General features: G+C 59.3%; 8 protein-coding genes. 5 read left to right on the top strand and 3 right to left on the bottom strand.

The window, feature by feature from the left end:
* The first annotated feature begins 283 nt into the window (after nucleotides 1–283).
* The 3 genes from HMPREF2710_RS05110 (at nucleotide 284) to HMPREF2710_RS05120 (ending at nucleotide 5713) form a co-directional block, all read left to right on the top strand.
* Nucleotides 284–1891, top strand: a complete 1608-nt coding sequence (locus HMPREF2710_RS05110) for an enoyl-CoA hydratase (protein WP_070599879.1) — start codon at nucleotides 284–286, stop codon at nucleotides 1889–1891.
* A gap of 196 nt (nucleotides 1892–2087) precedes the next feature.
* Nucleotides 2088–4889: an HtaA domain-containing protein gene (locus HMPREF2710_RS05115; protein WP_070599881.1), complete on the top strand. Its 2802-nt coding sequence runs from the start codon at nucleotides 2088–2090 to the stop codon at nucleotides 4887–4889.
* An 83-nt stretch (nucleotides 4890–4972) separates the two neighbouring features.
* Nucleotides 4973–5713 carry a sirohydrochlorin chelatase gene (locus HMPREF2710_RS05120; RefSeq protein WP_210388903.1) on the top strand — a complete coding sequence of 247 codons (741 nt, stop codon included), beginning with the start codon at nucleotides 4973–4975 and terminating at the stop codon, nucleotides 5711–5713.
* A gap of 111 nt (nucleotides 5714–5824) precedes the next feature.
* Here the strand turns inward: HMPREF2710_RS05120 and nirD are convergent, their stop codons facing one another.
* Nucleotides 5825–6151, bottom strand: a complete 327-nt coding sequence (gene nirD / locus HMPREF2710_RS05125) for a nitrite reductase small subunit NirD (RefSeq protein ID WP_005505749.1) — start codon at nucleotides 6149–6151, stop codon at nucleotides 5825–5827.
* 545 nt (nucleotides 6152–6696) lie between these two features.
* Between nirD and nirB the strand changes: the two genes are divergently transcribed.
* Both nirB and cobA read left to right on the top strand, forming a co-directional pair.
* A complete protein-coding gene (nirB, locus tag HMPREF2710_RS05130; RefSeq protein ID WP_070506130.1) occupies nucleotides 6697–9366 on the top strand; it encodes a nitrite reductase large subunit NirB in 2670 nt (889 codons plus the stop codon).
* Nucleotide 9367: 1 nt separating this feature from the next.
* Nucleotides 9368–10279 carry a uroporphyrinogen-III C-methyltransferase gene (gene cobA, locus HMPREF2710_RS05135; protein ID WP_049352392.1) on the top strand — a complete coding sequence of 304 codons (912 nt, stop codon included), beginning with the start codon at nucleotides 9368–9370 and terminating at the stop codon, nucleotides 10277–10279.
* Nucleotides 10280–10493: 214 nt separating this feature from the next.
* On the opposite strand, the gene HMPREF2710_RS05140 is transcribed toward cobA, so the two are convergent.
* Both HMPREF2710_RS05140 and HMPREF2710_RS05145 read right to left on the bottom strand, forming a co-directional pair.
* Nucleotides 10494–11459, bottom strand: a complete 966-nt coding sequence (locus HMPREF2710_RS05140; protein WP_070599885.1) for a DUF6318 family protein — start codon at nucleotides 11457–11459, stop codon at nucleotides 10494–10496.
* A 336-nt stretch (nucleotides 11460–11795) separates the two neighbouring features.
* Nucleotides 11796–12725 (bottom strand): DUF6318 family protein, encoded by a 930-nt coding sequence (locus tag HMPREF2710_RS05145; protein WP_070599888.1) that lies wholly within the window; start codon nucleotides 12723–12725, stop codon nucleotides 11796–11798.
* Between the last annotated feature and the right edge of the window lie 1056 nt (nucleotides 12726–13781).

Consider the following 13781-nt stretch of genomic DNA (forward strand, 5'->3'; position numbering starts at 1 on the left):
GGAATGCTCGCCCCCGCTATCTGTAGGTGCAGATAGCGGGGGCGAGTCGCGTGTTCAGGGTGTTCAAAAAAACTCTACCCTCGCGTGAATAAACCTTAAGGTTCGTGATAGGGTTGAAATAACCGATAAATAGATGCGAGCTATTGTCAGGTCTTCACCACCTGAAATACGAAGCGGAGCATGGTACGACAAATCCGGGTGCATGACGCGCCCGAAGGGCTCCACGCGGCACGTGAAGAACAAGCAATAGTGCGCACATTTCCACCACGAAAAGACGCATTGCATGAGTATTTATTCAGCGAAGCACCGTATTGTCACCGCAACCATTTTGGCTGCGGGGCTTCAGTGCGGGCTTGTTGTACCCTCTGTCGCGGCGGAGGCACCCGTCACGACGCACTCTGCCGTGCAAAAAACCGCCACCCTGACCGCAACCCCGAACCAGGCTGAAGACAATCAGCAGGTGCAGGGCGCAGCCTCCACAATCACCATGAAGGCGCAGCTCAAGGACGGCAGCTACCTCCTGCGCTGGACGGGCTTCCCTGAGGGGCTGGAGGCTTCCAGCGTGCTGGTTGACGTGAACTTCTACACCCCTTCCGGTGAGTACGGTGGCTCCGTTCTGGAAAGCCCGACCCTAGCTGAGGGGACCAAGGAGGGGGAGTTTCGCCTCCTGATGAGCCCGGCGACGGACTCTAACGTCGTGTACGTGATTGTTCTGGAGGATACCGCGCACGGTGTCTCCTACGAATTCTTTGTCACCGAGCGGGGGAACCGCCTGGTTGAGGCCGCTGACCCGCGCAACGGTAAGGCAAAGCCTACTGAACCGCCGGTCGACATTGAGCGTGAAGAGGCAGAAACCGCTGAGGCAAGTGCCACCCCAAGTCCCGAGGCGGTAAACCTGCCTTCGCCGACCGCTACGTCGTCCACCGATACGAACGGTGACACGGTTCGCCGTACCGTAGACAACCCGCAGAACAAGGATTCTGGCCAGTACGTTATCTCAGAAGACAATAGCGTGTATGACCCGATGAATCAGCGCAAGGGCAAGGCGCACATGTCTATTCAGGATTCGCAGGGTGACTCTCAGGATGATACGAAGCCTGTCACGGTCCGTGCCACGAACTTCCCCCAGAATGACAAGGGTTACGACCTGATCGTCATGGAAATCGACTCCAACGGCAACACCGTGGGCGATGCGCTCGCCATTGTGCACGTTGGCCCGGAATCTATTTCTGCGGGTGCGTTCGAGGCTGTGATTGGTGTGCCCGGTGCGTCCCTACAGATCGGTAAGACGTACCTGGTGGCGGCTTTTGACGCTGCCGGTGACGGTAACCTTCAGCTCAACACGGTGCGTTTTACGGTGACTCAGGCGTCCTCTGAGGGCGGTGGATCATCGTCCAATTCTTCGTCTGTGAACGAGGAGAAGCCGGTTACTGTACCTTCCGCGTCTGCCTCTGAGACTGCGGATGCACCCGCTGCGGGTTCTAAGTCTAAGACCCGCGGTATTCAGGCTGATACCGCCATGGCTCCGGGTACTAATGACGCCACGATTTCTGTTCCGCGCGCTGCCGGTAGCCCTGCCACCGCGTCTTCCTCGGCGCTGGGGTACCGCACCGGGGAGGCGCAGCCTGTTGAGGTGGTGACCCCCGAGTCTAATTTGCCCTCGGGTACCGATTCGGCGGCTCAGTCTCGCCGTGCCGCGATTCTGAACGGTTCTTCCTCTCAGGTTCGTACTGATCCCGGATCGCCGAATGGTGTGAAGGCAACGGAGGCGCAGATTACCCGCAACATGGATAAGAGTTCGCCGCTTCTGCCGATTTTGGTGACCCTGGGTGGCGGTCTGATTCTGGGTGCTTTGGGTATGTCACGTATGCATGCTTCGAAGAAGGATTAGTCGCGTAGGGGGTGGGGGAGTAGCGGCCCCTGTTGCCTGTTGAAGTGTGCTGGTACGGGGTGGGTTTATTGCCCTGTCAGTGTGCTGTGGGGTGGTTTGTCACAAAACGGTTTCTTGGAACCTGATGTTGAGAAATACTCACGCTATCGATATAGTAAGCCTGTCCTAACAATGTCGATAGTATGGATACACACCAATGAAGATTTTCACATCTGGCACCCGCCTCTCCAAGGGAGCCTGCGCCCTCGCCGTTGCTGGCGCTGTTGCCCTGCCCCTGGCACCCGTTCTCGCCGAGAACATTAATATCGCTGCCCAGAACGTTGCCGCACAGAATGTCGCTGCAGGCGACCAGGCAACCGCCGGCGCATCCTTCGGTTGGGGCGTGCGCGCCTCCTTCCTGTCCTACAACGGTATGCCCCGCGAAATGACCGACGGCGCAGCCTGGGACGCAACCGCAAAGCAGTTCACCTTCACCCCGACCTCCACCACCGTCTCTGAAGACGGCAAGCAGGTCACCCTGCAGGCTGCCGGCCGCCTCTGGTTCACCGGCCACTGCGCCGAAGGTCAGGACCCCGAAACTGGTTGCGCCCTGAACCTCACCTTCTCCAACCCCCGCGTGGAACTGAACCTCGCTGACGGCACCGGCTCCCTCTACATGACCGTGCGCACCAAGAACTACGCCTCCGGCAAGTTCGAGGGCCCCATGGAAGTCAAGATGGCGACCCTGAGCACCGGCACCGCCAAGCAGAGCGAGAAGGACGGCGTGGTCAGCATCAGCGGCATCTCCGCGAACCTGACCGCCGACGGTAACCACGCCTTCTCTGACTTCTACAACGAAGGCGCCAGCCTCGACCCGCTGAGCATCTCCTACAACGGTAGCGCAGCTAACACCCCCAAGAGCGCCTACAGCGTCGCCGAGTCTTACAACACCGGCGCGGGCGTGAACCAGCCCCAGAACACCGCACGTCTGGGCCAGAACCACATCGTGCACGTGGCACCCCCGAGCTTCAGCGGTGACACCACCTACACCGTGCTGACCAGCTCCAACCTGAAGATGACCGACACCGGCGTCCTGAAGGCAATCAAGGGCGTTTTCGCGGTAGACGCTGACGGCAACCGCATGCTCGTCATCGGCAGCGAGACCAACAAGCCCGAGCTGTACACCGTGACCGCCGAGGGTAAGCTCGTCTCCTCCGGTACCTACTCCGACGTAGACCTCGGCGCCAACACCGTCAAGGCAATCGGCTACAACCCCGCCAACAACACCTGGGGCATCCTCAGTATTGACGGTCAGGGCGGCGGCAAGCTGACCATTATTGACGCATCCGGCAAGGCAACCTCGCAGGCTCTGCCGAAGCCCGACTCCATCGACCCGCAGGTTGTGAACGCATACTCGCTCGACGAGTACTACGGCGACTCGTTCTCCAACAACACCGTGACCCTCGCACCGCTGCCCGACGGCAGCTTCGTGTACGCGCCGTCGACTTCCATCTACGATGCGGCCGGCGAAAAGGCGGTTCAGAAGGGTCACCTGCTGCACATGAGCAGCAACGGCGTGTCCCTGGTGCCGAACTCCTCGCCCGAGGGGTACACCACCGCCCTGCCCTCGACCCTGGTTAGCCCCAAGGGCTACATTTACCGTTGGAACAACTGGTACGGCGGTAAGGTGCAGATCCTCAAGTACGAGAACGGCACTTTCAGCGTGGTCCGCGAGTCCGCAACTCTTGAGGGCTTCGAGAAGACCGAGGTCGCCACCATGTTCCTGACCCGTGCGGGCAACGTGGTTGTGGTGGACGCATCCGGCTCCCGCCTGGTGTTCATGGATGACACCCTGAACAAGGTGAACGAGGTCGTGCTCTCCTCGATGCGCAAGACCGACAAGAGCGGCGGCTACAACGCCCTCGAGCTGCCCAACGGCGATATTATCTACCCGACCAGCTTCGAGAACCCGAACACCTACGAGGATCAGCTGTGGCTGAACCGCCTGGCAGCAAACTCGGCACCGGAACAGACCCCGGCACCCGAGCCCACTAAGTCTGCTGAGCCGACCGTTGCTCCCACCGTAGCTCCGACCGTGGCACCGACTGCTGAGCCGACTGCCGCGCCTTCTGCTGAGCCTACCGTCACTGCGGAGCCGACTGTTGCTCCGACCGAGGCACCGACCGCAGAGCCCACTAAGTCTGCTGAGCCGACTGTCGCGCCCACCGTGGCACCGACTGCAGAGCCTAGCAAGACTGCAGAACCGACCGTGGCACCGACCGAGGTTCCCTCTGCAACTGCTGAGCCGACCGTCGAGCCCTCGGCAACTGCAGAGCCTAGCGTGACCGCAGAACCTTCTGCAGAGCCGACTATGGAGCCTTCCGCAACCGCTGAGCCCACCAAGACTGCAGAACCCACCGCAGTGCCTTCGGAGGAGCCCACCTCGCCGTCTCTGCCGACCGCATCCGTGGCACCTTCTGTAGCACCTTCTGCAACTCCGAGCGCATCGGTGAGCGCTTCCCCGACCGCGGTTCCGAGCATTCCCGCCGTGACCCCCTCGGTGAGCGCGTCTGCATCGGCGTCCGCTAGCGCGTCTGCTTCTTCGAGCGCTTCTGCGAGTGCATCGAGCTCCGCAAGCAGCTCCAGTAGCGCTTCGGTGACCGCATCGGCTAGCGAGTCTGCATCTGCGAGTGCATCCGCGTCCGCGAGTGCTTCCGCGAGCGAGTCTGCATCCGCGAGCGCTTCTGCTTCTGAGAGCAGCACCGCCGACCAGAACGCAGCCGGCCACAAGGGCGGCTCCAACGGCGGTTCTGACGCAGGTTCCGGCACCTCCGACAACTTGGGTGTGAGCGGCTCCTCTAACGGTGGTTCTTCCGCAGGTGGTTCCTCGACCTCCGGTAGCTCCTCCTCGAAGCTGGCACAGACCGGCGCATCCGGCGCTATGTTCGCCGCAGCAGCTGGTGCTATCACCCTGGCTGCGGGTACCGCACTGGTCGTGGCTCGCCGCCGCAAGAGCTAAAATTTAGCCTTCGTGCAACACCCCGCTTCGCCACTCGTGTTCATGAGTGGGGGAGCGGGGTGTTCCTTTCATACAATGGAAATATGACTATTCTGAATGTAATCGCAACTTCGCACGGCACTGACTCGGTCGCCGGTCGTGAAGCTATCACGCTGATTCGTGAGCAGATCAAGTTCCTGCTTGCCCAGCGTAATGACGGTGTGGAGTACCGTGTCCACGCCGCATATGTGGATGTGGAATCTCCCAGCGTTGATGATGCCGCAGCCTCTCTGCCCAATGATGAGCCCTGCGTGATCGTGCCGATTCTGCTGTCGACCGGCTTCCACACTCAGGTGGATTTGCGCCGTGCTGCACGCAATAGCGGTATTGAGCGTATTAGTATTGGTGAGTCGCTGGGCCCGGATGCGCGCCTTGCTGCTCTGACTCGCGCTCGCCTGGAGGAAATTGGCTGGACTCCCGGCGATGGCCCCGTGGTTCAGGGGGCTGCCGGTTCTTCTCGTGCTGATGGTCGCGCGGATATGAGCCGTGCGGCTGAGCTGCTGGCTGAGGAATTGCACGTTCCGGTTCATCACGGCTTCGTTGCCGCTATCGATCCGAAGTTCCACGAGGTGGTTGCCGAACATCAGCCTAAGTTTGCCGCGACCTACCTGCTGGCGGAGGGTTTCTTCGCCGGTAAGATGCGCCGTGATGCTGAGTCGACCGGTGTGCCGGTGAAGGTTGCTGCACCGCTGGTGAACGCGCGGGGTGGCGCTTCTGCTGCCGTGGTGGCGGAGTGCTTTATTGACCGCATGGATGCGGCTATTGCGCAGCTGGACGCCGCCTAGCTGTTCGCCCAATTTAGTTTGGGGCTTCTGAAAACCCATACAAAAAACCTCGGGACTGTTACGTCCCGAGGTTTTTTGTGTTGCTGTCTTTGAGTGAGAAGTGTTGAGCGTTTAGGCAGTCTTGAGGTAGACGTCGCCGTCGCGGACCTCTACGGGGTAGACCTTGATGGAGTAGGAGGGGTCGGAGACGCACTCGCCGGTGGTCAGGTCGTAGACCTCCTTGTAGAGGGGGGAGGTGATGGTGGGGTTGCCATTCTTCTCGCCGACGATGCCGCGTGCGAGGACCAGTGCCTGGCTGTGCGGGTCGAGGTGGTCGCCGGCGAAGATGCCGTGCTTGGTCTTGTAGATGGCGTACTGGTAGCCGTCGACCAGGGCGACTTCACCCCAGTTTTCTTCGAGGTCAGATTCGGCGCAGATGCGTACCCAGTTCTCAGCCATGGGGGTTTCCTTTCGAAGTGGTGGTCTGCGCCGCGCGGGGTGCAGGACACAATAGCGGTTCGTGTGTTCTTTGTTTGGAGTTTACCTTATGAAACCCACATTTGGAAATGGGGCACGCGGAGGGTGCTAAAGGTTATTTTTACCCTAAAAGATGATCTCAAATTTCATAGATTAGCCTTACCTAAATTAGGTTTAGATAAGGTAAGAATACCCTATTCCAGCCCGGTATTCCGCGGATTTTTTGGAAAATTTTCCCAAAAAATACGGATTTTCGATGCTTCGACCCCGCGCTAGAGTGTACGATAAAAGTCGTAGTTAAAAACGCCTTTTGACTGCCTGGAAAAAACAACATAATCCCACACAAAAATGTTTCGTAATTTTCAGATGCATTCTAAAGAAGCGGGCGCTTCAACTACTCGGTACGCATCAGGTACGAGCCCAACGGTACGGAAACTAGGAGTTCCAATACCGGGCACGATCCAGCCGCACACTGAGGGTAGATAAGTGCCATGAACTACCTGCATTACAACTAGGAAGGAAAATCCATGTCGCACACCCCCCGCAACATTCTCGTTGTCGGCGCAGGCCCCGCTGCGTGGCGTTTTGTACGCGCGTACCACGAAGGCGCTGAAGCTGCCGGTCGCGCAGCGGACACCATCACCGTCCTCAACGATGAGCCCTACATCCCCTACGACCGCGTTGCTATCGAGAAGATTTTCAAGGACACCGAGAAGGACCTGACCCTCGGTGACCCCGAACTCTGGAATGCAGAGAACATCAACCTGGTCAACAACTGCCACGCAGAGAAGCTTGACCGCACCCGCCGCGTCGTCACCGACACCGAGGGCAACGAGTACCCCTACGACGTGCTGGTCTTCGCGACCGGTTCCCGCGCGGTTCGTATCCCCATTCTTAACTCGGACGCCGCACACGTCTTCCGCACCATTGACGACGTGAAGAACATGGTCTCCGAGGTTAACCGCCTGCAGGACACCCTCGGCCGCGCACCCCGCGGTATTGTCGTCGGTGGCGGTCTGCTCGGCCTCGAAGCAGCTGAGGGTCTGAAGGACCTGGGCGCAGAGCCCACCATTCTGGATGTGGCTCCCTGGCTGCTTTCCGTTGAGGTTGACCAGGGTGGCGGTTACGCCGTGAACGCCCAGATTAAGGCAACTGGCATTGAGATTGAGACCGGCGTGTACATCTCCGGCATCAACAAGGATGCTGACGGCAACGTCGTCTCCGTCTCCATCGCAGATTCTCCCTCCGAGGATGCAGAAATCCGCACCCTGCCCGCCGACATGGTGGTCTTCGGTGCCGGTATTCGCCCCAACGACGAGCTGGCACGCGACGCCGACCTGGCACTGGGCGAGCGCGGCGGTATTCTCGTCAACGACGCATGCCACTCCTCCGACGAGCACATTTGGGCTATCGGTGAGGTCGCCTGCGTACTGGGCCGCACCTGGGGTCTGGTCGCACCGGCTAACGCTATGGCTGACGCTGTGGCAGCTAACCTGCTCAACGACAACGAAGAAGCTCAGGTTGAAGAGTTCGACATCGCAACCAAGTTGAAGTTCTCCGGCGTTCAGGTCGCTGGCTTCGGTGACCGCCGCGGCACCACCGAGGGTTGCCTCGAGGTTCTGTTCGCAGACCCCGCACGCGGCATGTACCAGAAGATCGTGACTAGCGGCGACGCAAAGACCCTGCTCGGTGGCGTGTTCGTCGGTGACACCGCTCCCTTCGACTCCCTTAAGCCCCTGCTCGGCCGCGAACTGCCCGCTGAACCGAACGTTTACCTGACCGCAGCTGGCGGCGGCGACGGCATCCCCGACACCGAACTGCCCGACGACGCAATCCTGTGTTCCTGCAACAACATCAGCTTCGGTGCTGTCCGCGAGGCTATCGTTGACGGCAACCACGATGTTGCATCCCTGAAGTCCTGCACCACCGCGGGTACCCAGTGTGGTTCCTGTGTTCCGATGCTGCAGAAGACTCTGGAACAGCAGATGAAGAAGATGGGTCTGACCGTCTCCAAGGCACTGTGTGAGCACTTCGACTTCTCCCGTGCAGAGCTGGCTGAGGCTGTACGCCTGACCAGCCTGGATGACTTCGACTCCGTGCTGGCACGCTTCGGCCGCGGCGGCGACGGCTGTGCAATCTGTAAGCCGACCGTTGCGTCGATTCTCTCCTCCTTCCGCAACTCCTACGTCCTGGACGCTGGCCGCGGTGGTATTCAGGAGACCAACGACCGTGCGCTGGCAAACATGCAGAAGAACGGTACCTACTCCGTCGTTCCGCGTATTCCCGCAGGTGAGATTCCCGCTAAGAAGCTGGGCGTCATCGCAGAGGTCGCTGAAGAGTTCGGTCTGTACGTGAAGATCACCGGTGCGCAGCGTATCGGTATGTTCGGTGCTCGCCTGGAGCAGCTGCCCTACATTTGGGAGCGCCTGGTGGATGCCGGCTTCGAGTCCGGTCAGGCATACGGTAAGTCCCTGCGTAACGTGAAGTCCTGCATGGGTTCGACCTGGTGCCGCTTCGGCGTTCAGGACTCTACCGGCATGGCAATCCAGCTGGAGAACCGTTACCGCGGTCTGCGTTCCCCGCACAAGTTCAAGTTCGGTGTTTCCGGTTGTAACCGTGAATGTGCTGAGGCGCAGGGTAAGGACGTTGGTCTGATTGCAACCACCAACGGCTGGAACCTGTACCTGGGCGGTAACGGTGGTGCGAACCCCGCTCACGGTCGCCTCTTCGTCAAGGACGCCTCCAGCGAGGACATCATCCGCTACATTGACCGCTACCTGATGTACTACATCCGTACCGCAGACAAGCTGCAGCGTACCGCTCGCTGGCTTGAGGACCTGGATGAGGAGCACGGCGACGGTCTGGCACACCTGCAGTCCGTCCTCATTGAGGACTCCCTGGGCGTGTGCGAGGACCTGGAGCGCGACATGCAGCGTCACGTTGACTCTTACGAGGACGAGTGGGCAGCAACCCTGCGTGACGAGCGCCGCCTGCGCCGCTTCCGTGCCTTCATCAACGAGCCCAACGGCAGCGACGAGGGTTCGCACCTGTACGTGCTGGAGCGCGAGCAGATTCGCCCCGCAACCCCCGAGGAAATTGCGGCGGCAGAAGCTGGCGAGTCCGACACCGTCCTGCTGACCGGTACCAAGATTCCCGTGGGTAAGCCCAGTGACCTCAACCCGGTCCCGGCAGCATAGTATGTGCCCGAAGATTCCTCCGTTCCCGCCCCGCGAGTTCGCCACTATCGACGAAGTACTCGCGGGCGGGGCGCCCGGGCACAGCCTGGACGATAGCGTGACGGAACGCGGAATTCTTCTGCCCGGCGAGCCTGCTGAGAACCCCGGCAAGGTCTACATTGTGGGTGGCGGCCCCGGTGCCGCTGACCTGCTGACCCTGCGTGCGGCACGTGCCCTGAGCGAGGCGGACGTGGTCCTTCTGGATCACCTCGCCCCGCAGGAGTACGGCGAGTACGCACCGAACGCCCTCATCGTTGATGTGGGCAAGGTTCCCGGTAAGCACGCTGTTCCGCAGTCCCGCATTCAGCAGCTCATGATTGATTACGCGCTCTCGGGTAAGACCGTGGTGCGTTTGAAGGGCGGCGACCCGTACGTGTACGGTCGCGGCGCTGAAGAGCTGGATGCGTGCATCGCCGCCGGCCTGGAGGCTGAGGTTATCCCCGGCATTACCAGCGCCATTGCGGTTCCTGCGCGTGCTGCGATTCCGGTGACCCTGCGTAAGGTATCCTCGATTTTCACCGTCATTTCTGGTCACTCCGGCCTGTCGGAGACCGAAGTGTCGGCGGTTGAGGCGACCCTGCGTGCCCAGGGCACCGTGGTGCTGCTGATGGGCGTTCGTACCCTGCCCGATACGGTGGCGTCTCTGCTCTCTCGTGGGATTGAGGCTGACACGCCGCTGGCAACCATTGAGAACGGTTTCTCTGAGAAGGAGCGCGTGACTGTCACGACCCTTGAGAACGCTCAGGTAGATTGCGCATCGGTTAAGGCGCCGGCTATTACCGTCATCGGTGAGGTCGTGCATTATGCTCGCGATAATCAGAACCGCTTTGTGAGCGAGGTTCACGAGCGTCTGCGTGAGCGTTCCACCTCCTAGAGGCGGTGCGCCAGATAGTATTGCACGGCCCCGCATCCTTGGTTTTCCTAGTTGCCAAGGGGCGGGGCTGTTGCTGTACCGGGTTATATTGCTGCGCCGGAACGCCGCGGCACAAAAACATACGAAAGCGGGGCGGGTATCAGTTGATACCCGCCCCGCTTTCATCAGGGGCGCTGCGCTCAAATCCTAATCTTGGAGCTTAGAATCTCAGAGCCTAGACCTTGAAATCGCTGCTGCTACCGGAGCTAGAGCCACCGGAGCTACCGGAGCCGCCACCGCTGGACTTGCCTGCAGAAGAAGATGCGGAGGGACCCTCAAAGACCTTGCGGAATCGGTCGCTGTACTCCGACACAAAGTACTCGCGGCTGGTCACGCGCCACTTGCCCTCGGCGTACACCACGTAAATCACGACATCCAGGGTGCTTGCCTTCTGAGGCTCACCCGTGCCCTTCTGGTAGATGGTGTATTCCTTGACAACATCCCGGCAGGGGAACGCCACAACAGCCAAATCGGAAGAGGCAAGAGCCTTCGCATCGAGATCGTCACGGATGCTCAGCTTGCTCTCGTAGTCCTTAGTCCAACCGCCCGCAGCGTAGAGCTTAGCGATAGCCTTCAGGTTGTTGACCAGACCGCTGTCAGCGCCGTGGACCAGACCCTTGAGGTACTGCAGGTCGCCGTTGTACATCGCGGCAATATACGCGCTCTGGTAAGCAGCCAGGGTCTTGTAGGCGCCCTCGAGGGAGACGGTACGCTGAGCCACAGTATCAATGACCGGGATCGGAACGTTCTTCGCGGGGGAGGTGTCGGTCGGCTCAACATAGTGCGCAATGGCGGGCTTGTACTCGTACTTGACGTCGCCAATGTACTTCTTATAGTCCTTCAAGAACTCGTCAGACGGAATAATCTTCGCGCTGTTACGGCTTGACGAGGACGAAGACGAAGCGGATGCCGAAGCCGAGGCAGACTCAGAAGGCGAAGCCGACGCAGACGCCGAGGGAGAGGCGCTCGGGGAGCCGGAGAAAGTGTCGCCGCTACCGGTGGGGCGAATATCCTTGTTGAAGGCGCATCCTGCTAGAGTCAAAGCACCGGCGGTCAGACCGCCAAAAAGAACGGTGCGGCGGGTCAATCCGTTTCGGTCGTTAGCAGAGAAGCTGGTGTGTGCACTCGGCCGGAAGGACATGGTATCTCCTGAAAGTGGTTGATCGAGGTAACTCGCAACGCTGCGATGCGTACGAGAGACTCTTCCTCATCGTTTTGTATGGTGCGCGGTACAGGGGGGGGTACCGGGATACGGGTGTGCCGGAGCGTGAACTGCGGCGGTATGAAGTATCCACTTCTTACTATAGAAGATTGGTTTTAAAACTTCGTCAAAAAACCCTGGACATTGTCTTTAAGACGCAATAACCCAAAGTCGGTGAGGTGCAGGGGGAACTGTGCCTCAACGACTTTGGGCTAGCGCGTATGAAATTGGTGAGATGGGGCGGCTCTCGACCGGGGGTATTAGACCCCTGCGGATTTAGACCTTAGTGGAGCCGCGACCCGAAGAACCGCTAGAACCGGCAGAGCTGGAACCTCCGGAGCCAGAAGAGGCGGAAGAGCCCTTGCCGCCATTCAGACGCTCGTTCAGATAGTCGTTGCCGATTCGCCACCACTTACCCTCGGTGTAGAGCATCACGTGCGGAATGGCTACCTGAGTAATCGCCGGTATCTTGCGTTCGGAGCCGTCCGGTTGATGGATGGCGGTGGCAGAGTACTTGGCGTCCACCATGATTTCTACGTAGCCGTCACCGTTCTTCAGGGCAGTTCGCGGCTCCGTATTCCGCATGGAAATAGTGCACGTGAAGTCCATGTACCAGCCGTTCTGCTCATACAGTTCCTTGACTGCTTTAACCTCGTCGATGGCGCTCTTGTCTGCCGGGTAGGTCAGCTCAATCGCCTGATCTGCATAGTGACCATCCTTGAGCGCGGCAATCTGAGCACTGTAGTAGGCACGCAACGTCTCGTAGGCGCCCTGGAAGGTCGGTTCTTCACGGTGCGGAACGGTCTTGAGGGGCTTAGGTACGTTCTTCGCCGGGGAAGAATCCGTTGCGGACTGGTACTCGCCCATGTACTCGCCGGTCAGCTTCAGGGGGCCGGGGTACTTTTCCCAACCCTCGACAAGCGCATCCTTAGATACGGGTACGCGTGCCGCGCTGGACGAGCTGCTCTTAGCGCTTGCCGAAGCGGTTGCCGAGGAAGTAGCGGTAGCAGACGGCGAACTAGACGCAGAAGCGGAAGCGCTCGCGGAAGGAGTGGGGGAGCCGACCTTCGCTTTTGCCTCTTCGCTCAACGGGCGAATATCGGAGGCGCAACCAGCCATGAGGGTTGCCGCGCCACCGAGTAGCAGGGTGCGGCGGCTGACAAGGCGGGAAGTAGCGGAACGGGTGCTCGAAGAGGGCGAGAGCATCGGTGAACTCCTTGATTTATCGTGATCTAGTCCGAGGGCGGGCTCGGGGCACCCGGCGGCGGGCGCGTGGTTGTATGGCGTGTTGGGTGAGGCTACATAGAGGGGTGAAGCCATGCGTTGTCTGCCGTGGTTTCTGGCCCTGTCAGGTTTAAACTCTGTCCGGAAGGAGCCTCAGGTGCGTACATGCTGCTGTGGAGCGAACGGATACGCGGTGAACTCATCGTTGAGACTGCTGTCTTCACGCCCCGGTGAGAGGGCAGATGCTATCGAATCATCATTGATGTGTTGCACGATTCATTTTAGACTATTTTGAACTCAAAATGCACGAAAAGGCACCTTAGTAATTCCTGGGAGCCTATAGGTCGCTCAAGATATCAATCACTGTAAAGTATTACGAGTGCATTCTATTGGTGGGGAGCTATTTGATGGAAACGGCTGGTTGGTGAAGGGGTGCACGCATATCTAATTAAGTGATTTCAGTCATAATTATGGCTTGAGCAGTCGAAGGAACTGTGCCTTGATATTTCCCGAGGGTGGGGGAGGGGGCTGTGACTATCCCAGTCTTCGGGCATCGAGAAAGCCTTGAGTACCGCGGGAAAAATACTCGAATCGACAAGGGGAAACCCGCTCGGCAATCCCCAAATATGCACTCTATTCACCCGCTATGCATTGCTGAACCATCCGGAAAAACCGGTTCCCACACGGAATACTGAGGGGATGAAAACTTGCAGAGGTGAATATCTAGTGGAATTACATCGGTGTTCACCCCATATCTTGTGGTTGTACCGACACTAATCCCGCAGGCTCCCTTGAAAAAATCGAAACCCACTTAAAGCAACACGCAAGGAATGTAAAAACATACATCCTTAAACACGCCCGAGTGCGGGGTGGGGCAAGACCCCTTAAGCCCCCTACTCGCTCTAGATATCGCCGAACGAAGAACCATTCTGTTTTGCGCCTCCAGTATCGGTGCATTAGAAAAGTGCTGTTCAAACCCACACCCCGCGGGGTTGCATACAGACACAAAAGCCACATAAACTATTAGTGTTTGCAACG

Origin of the sequence: Rothia sp. HMSC069D01 (assembly GCF_001810135.1) — a bacterium.
Taxonomy (GTDB): domain Bacteria; phylum Actinomycetota; class Actinomycetes; order Actinomycetales; family Micrococcaceae; genus Rothia.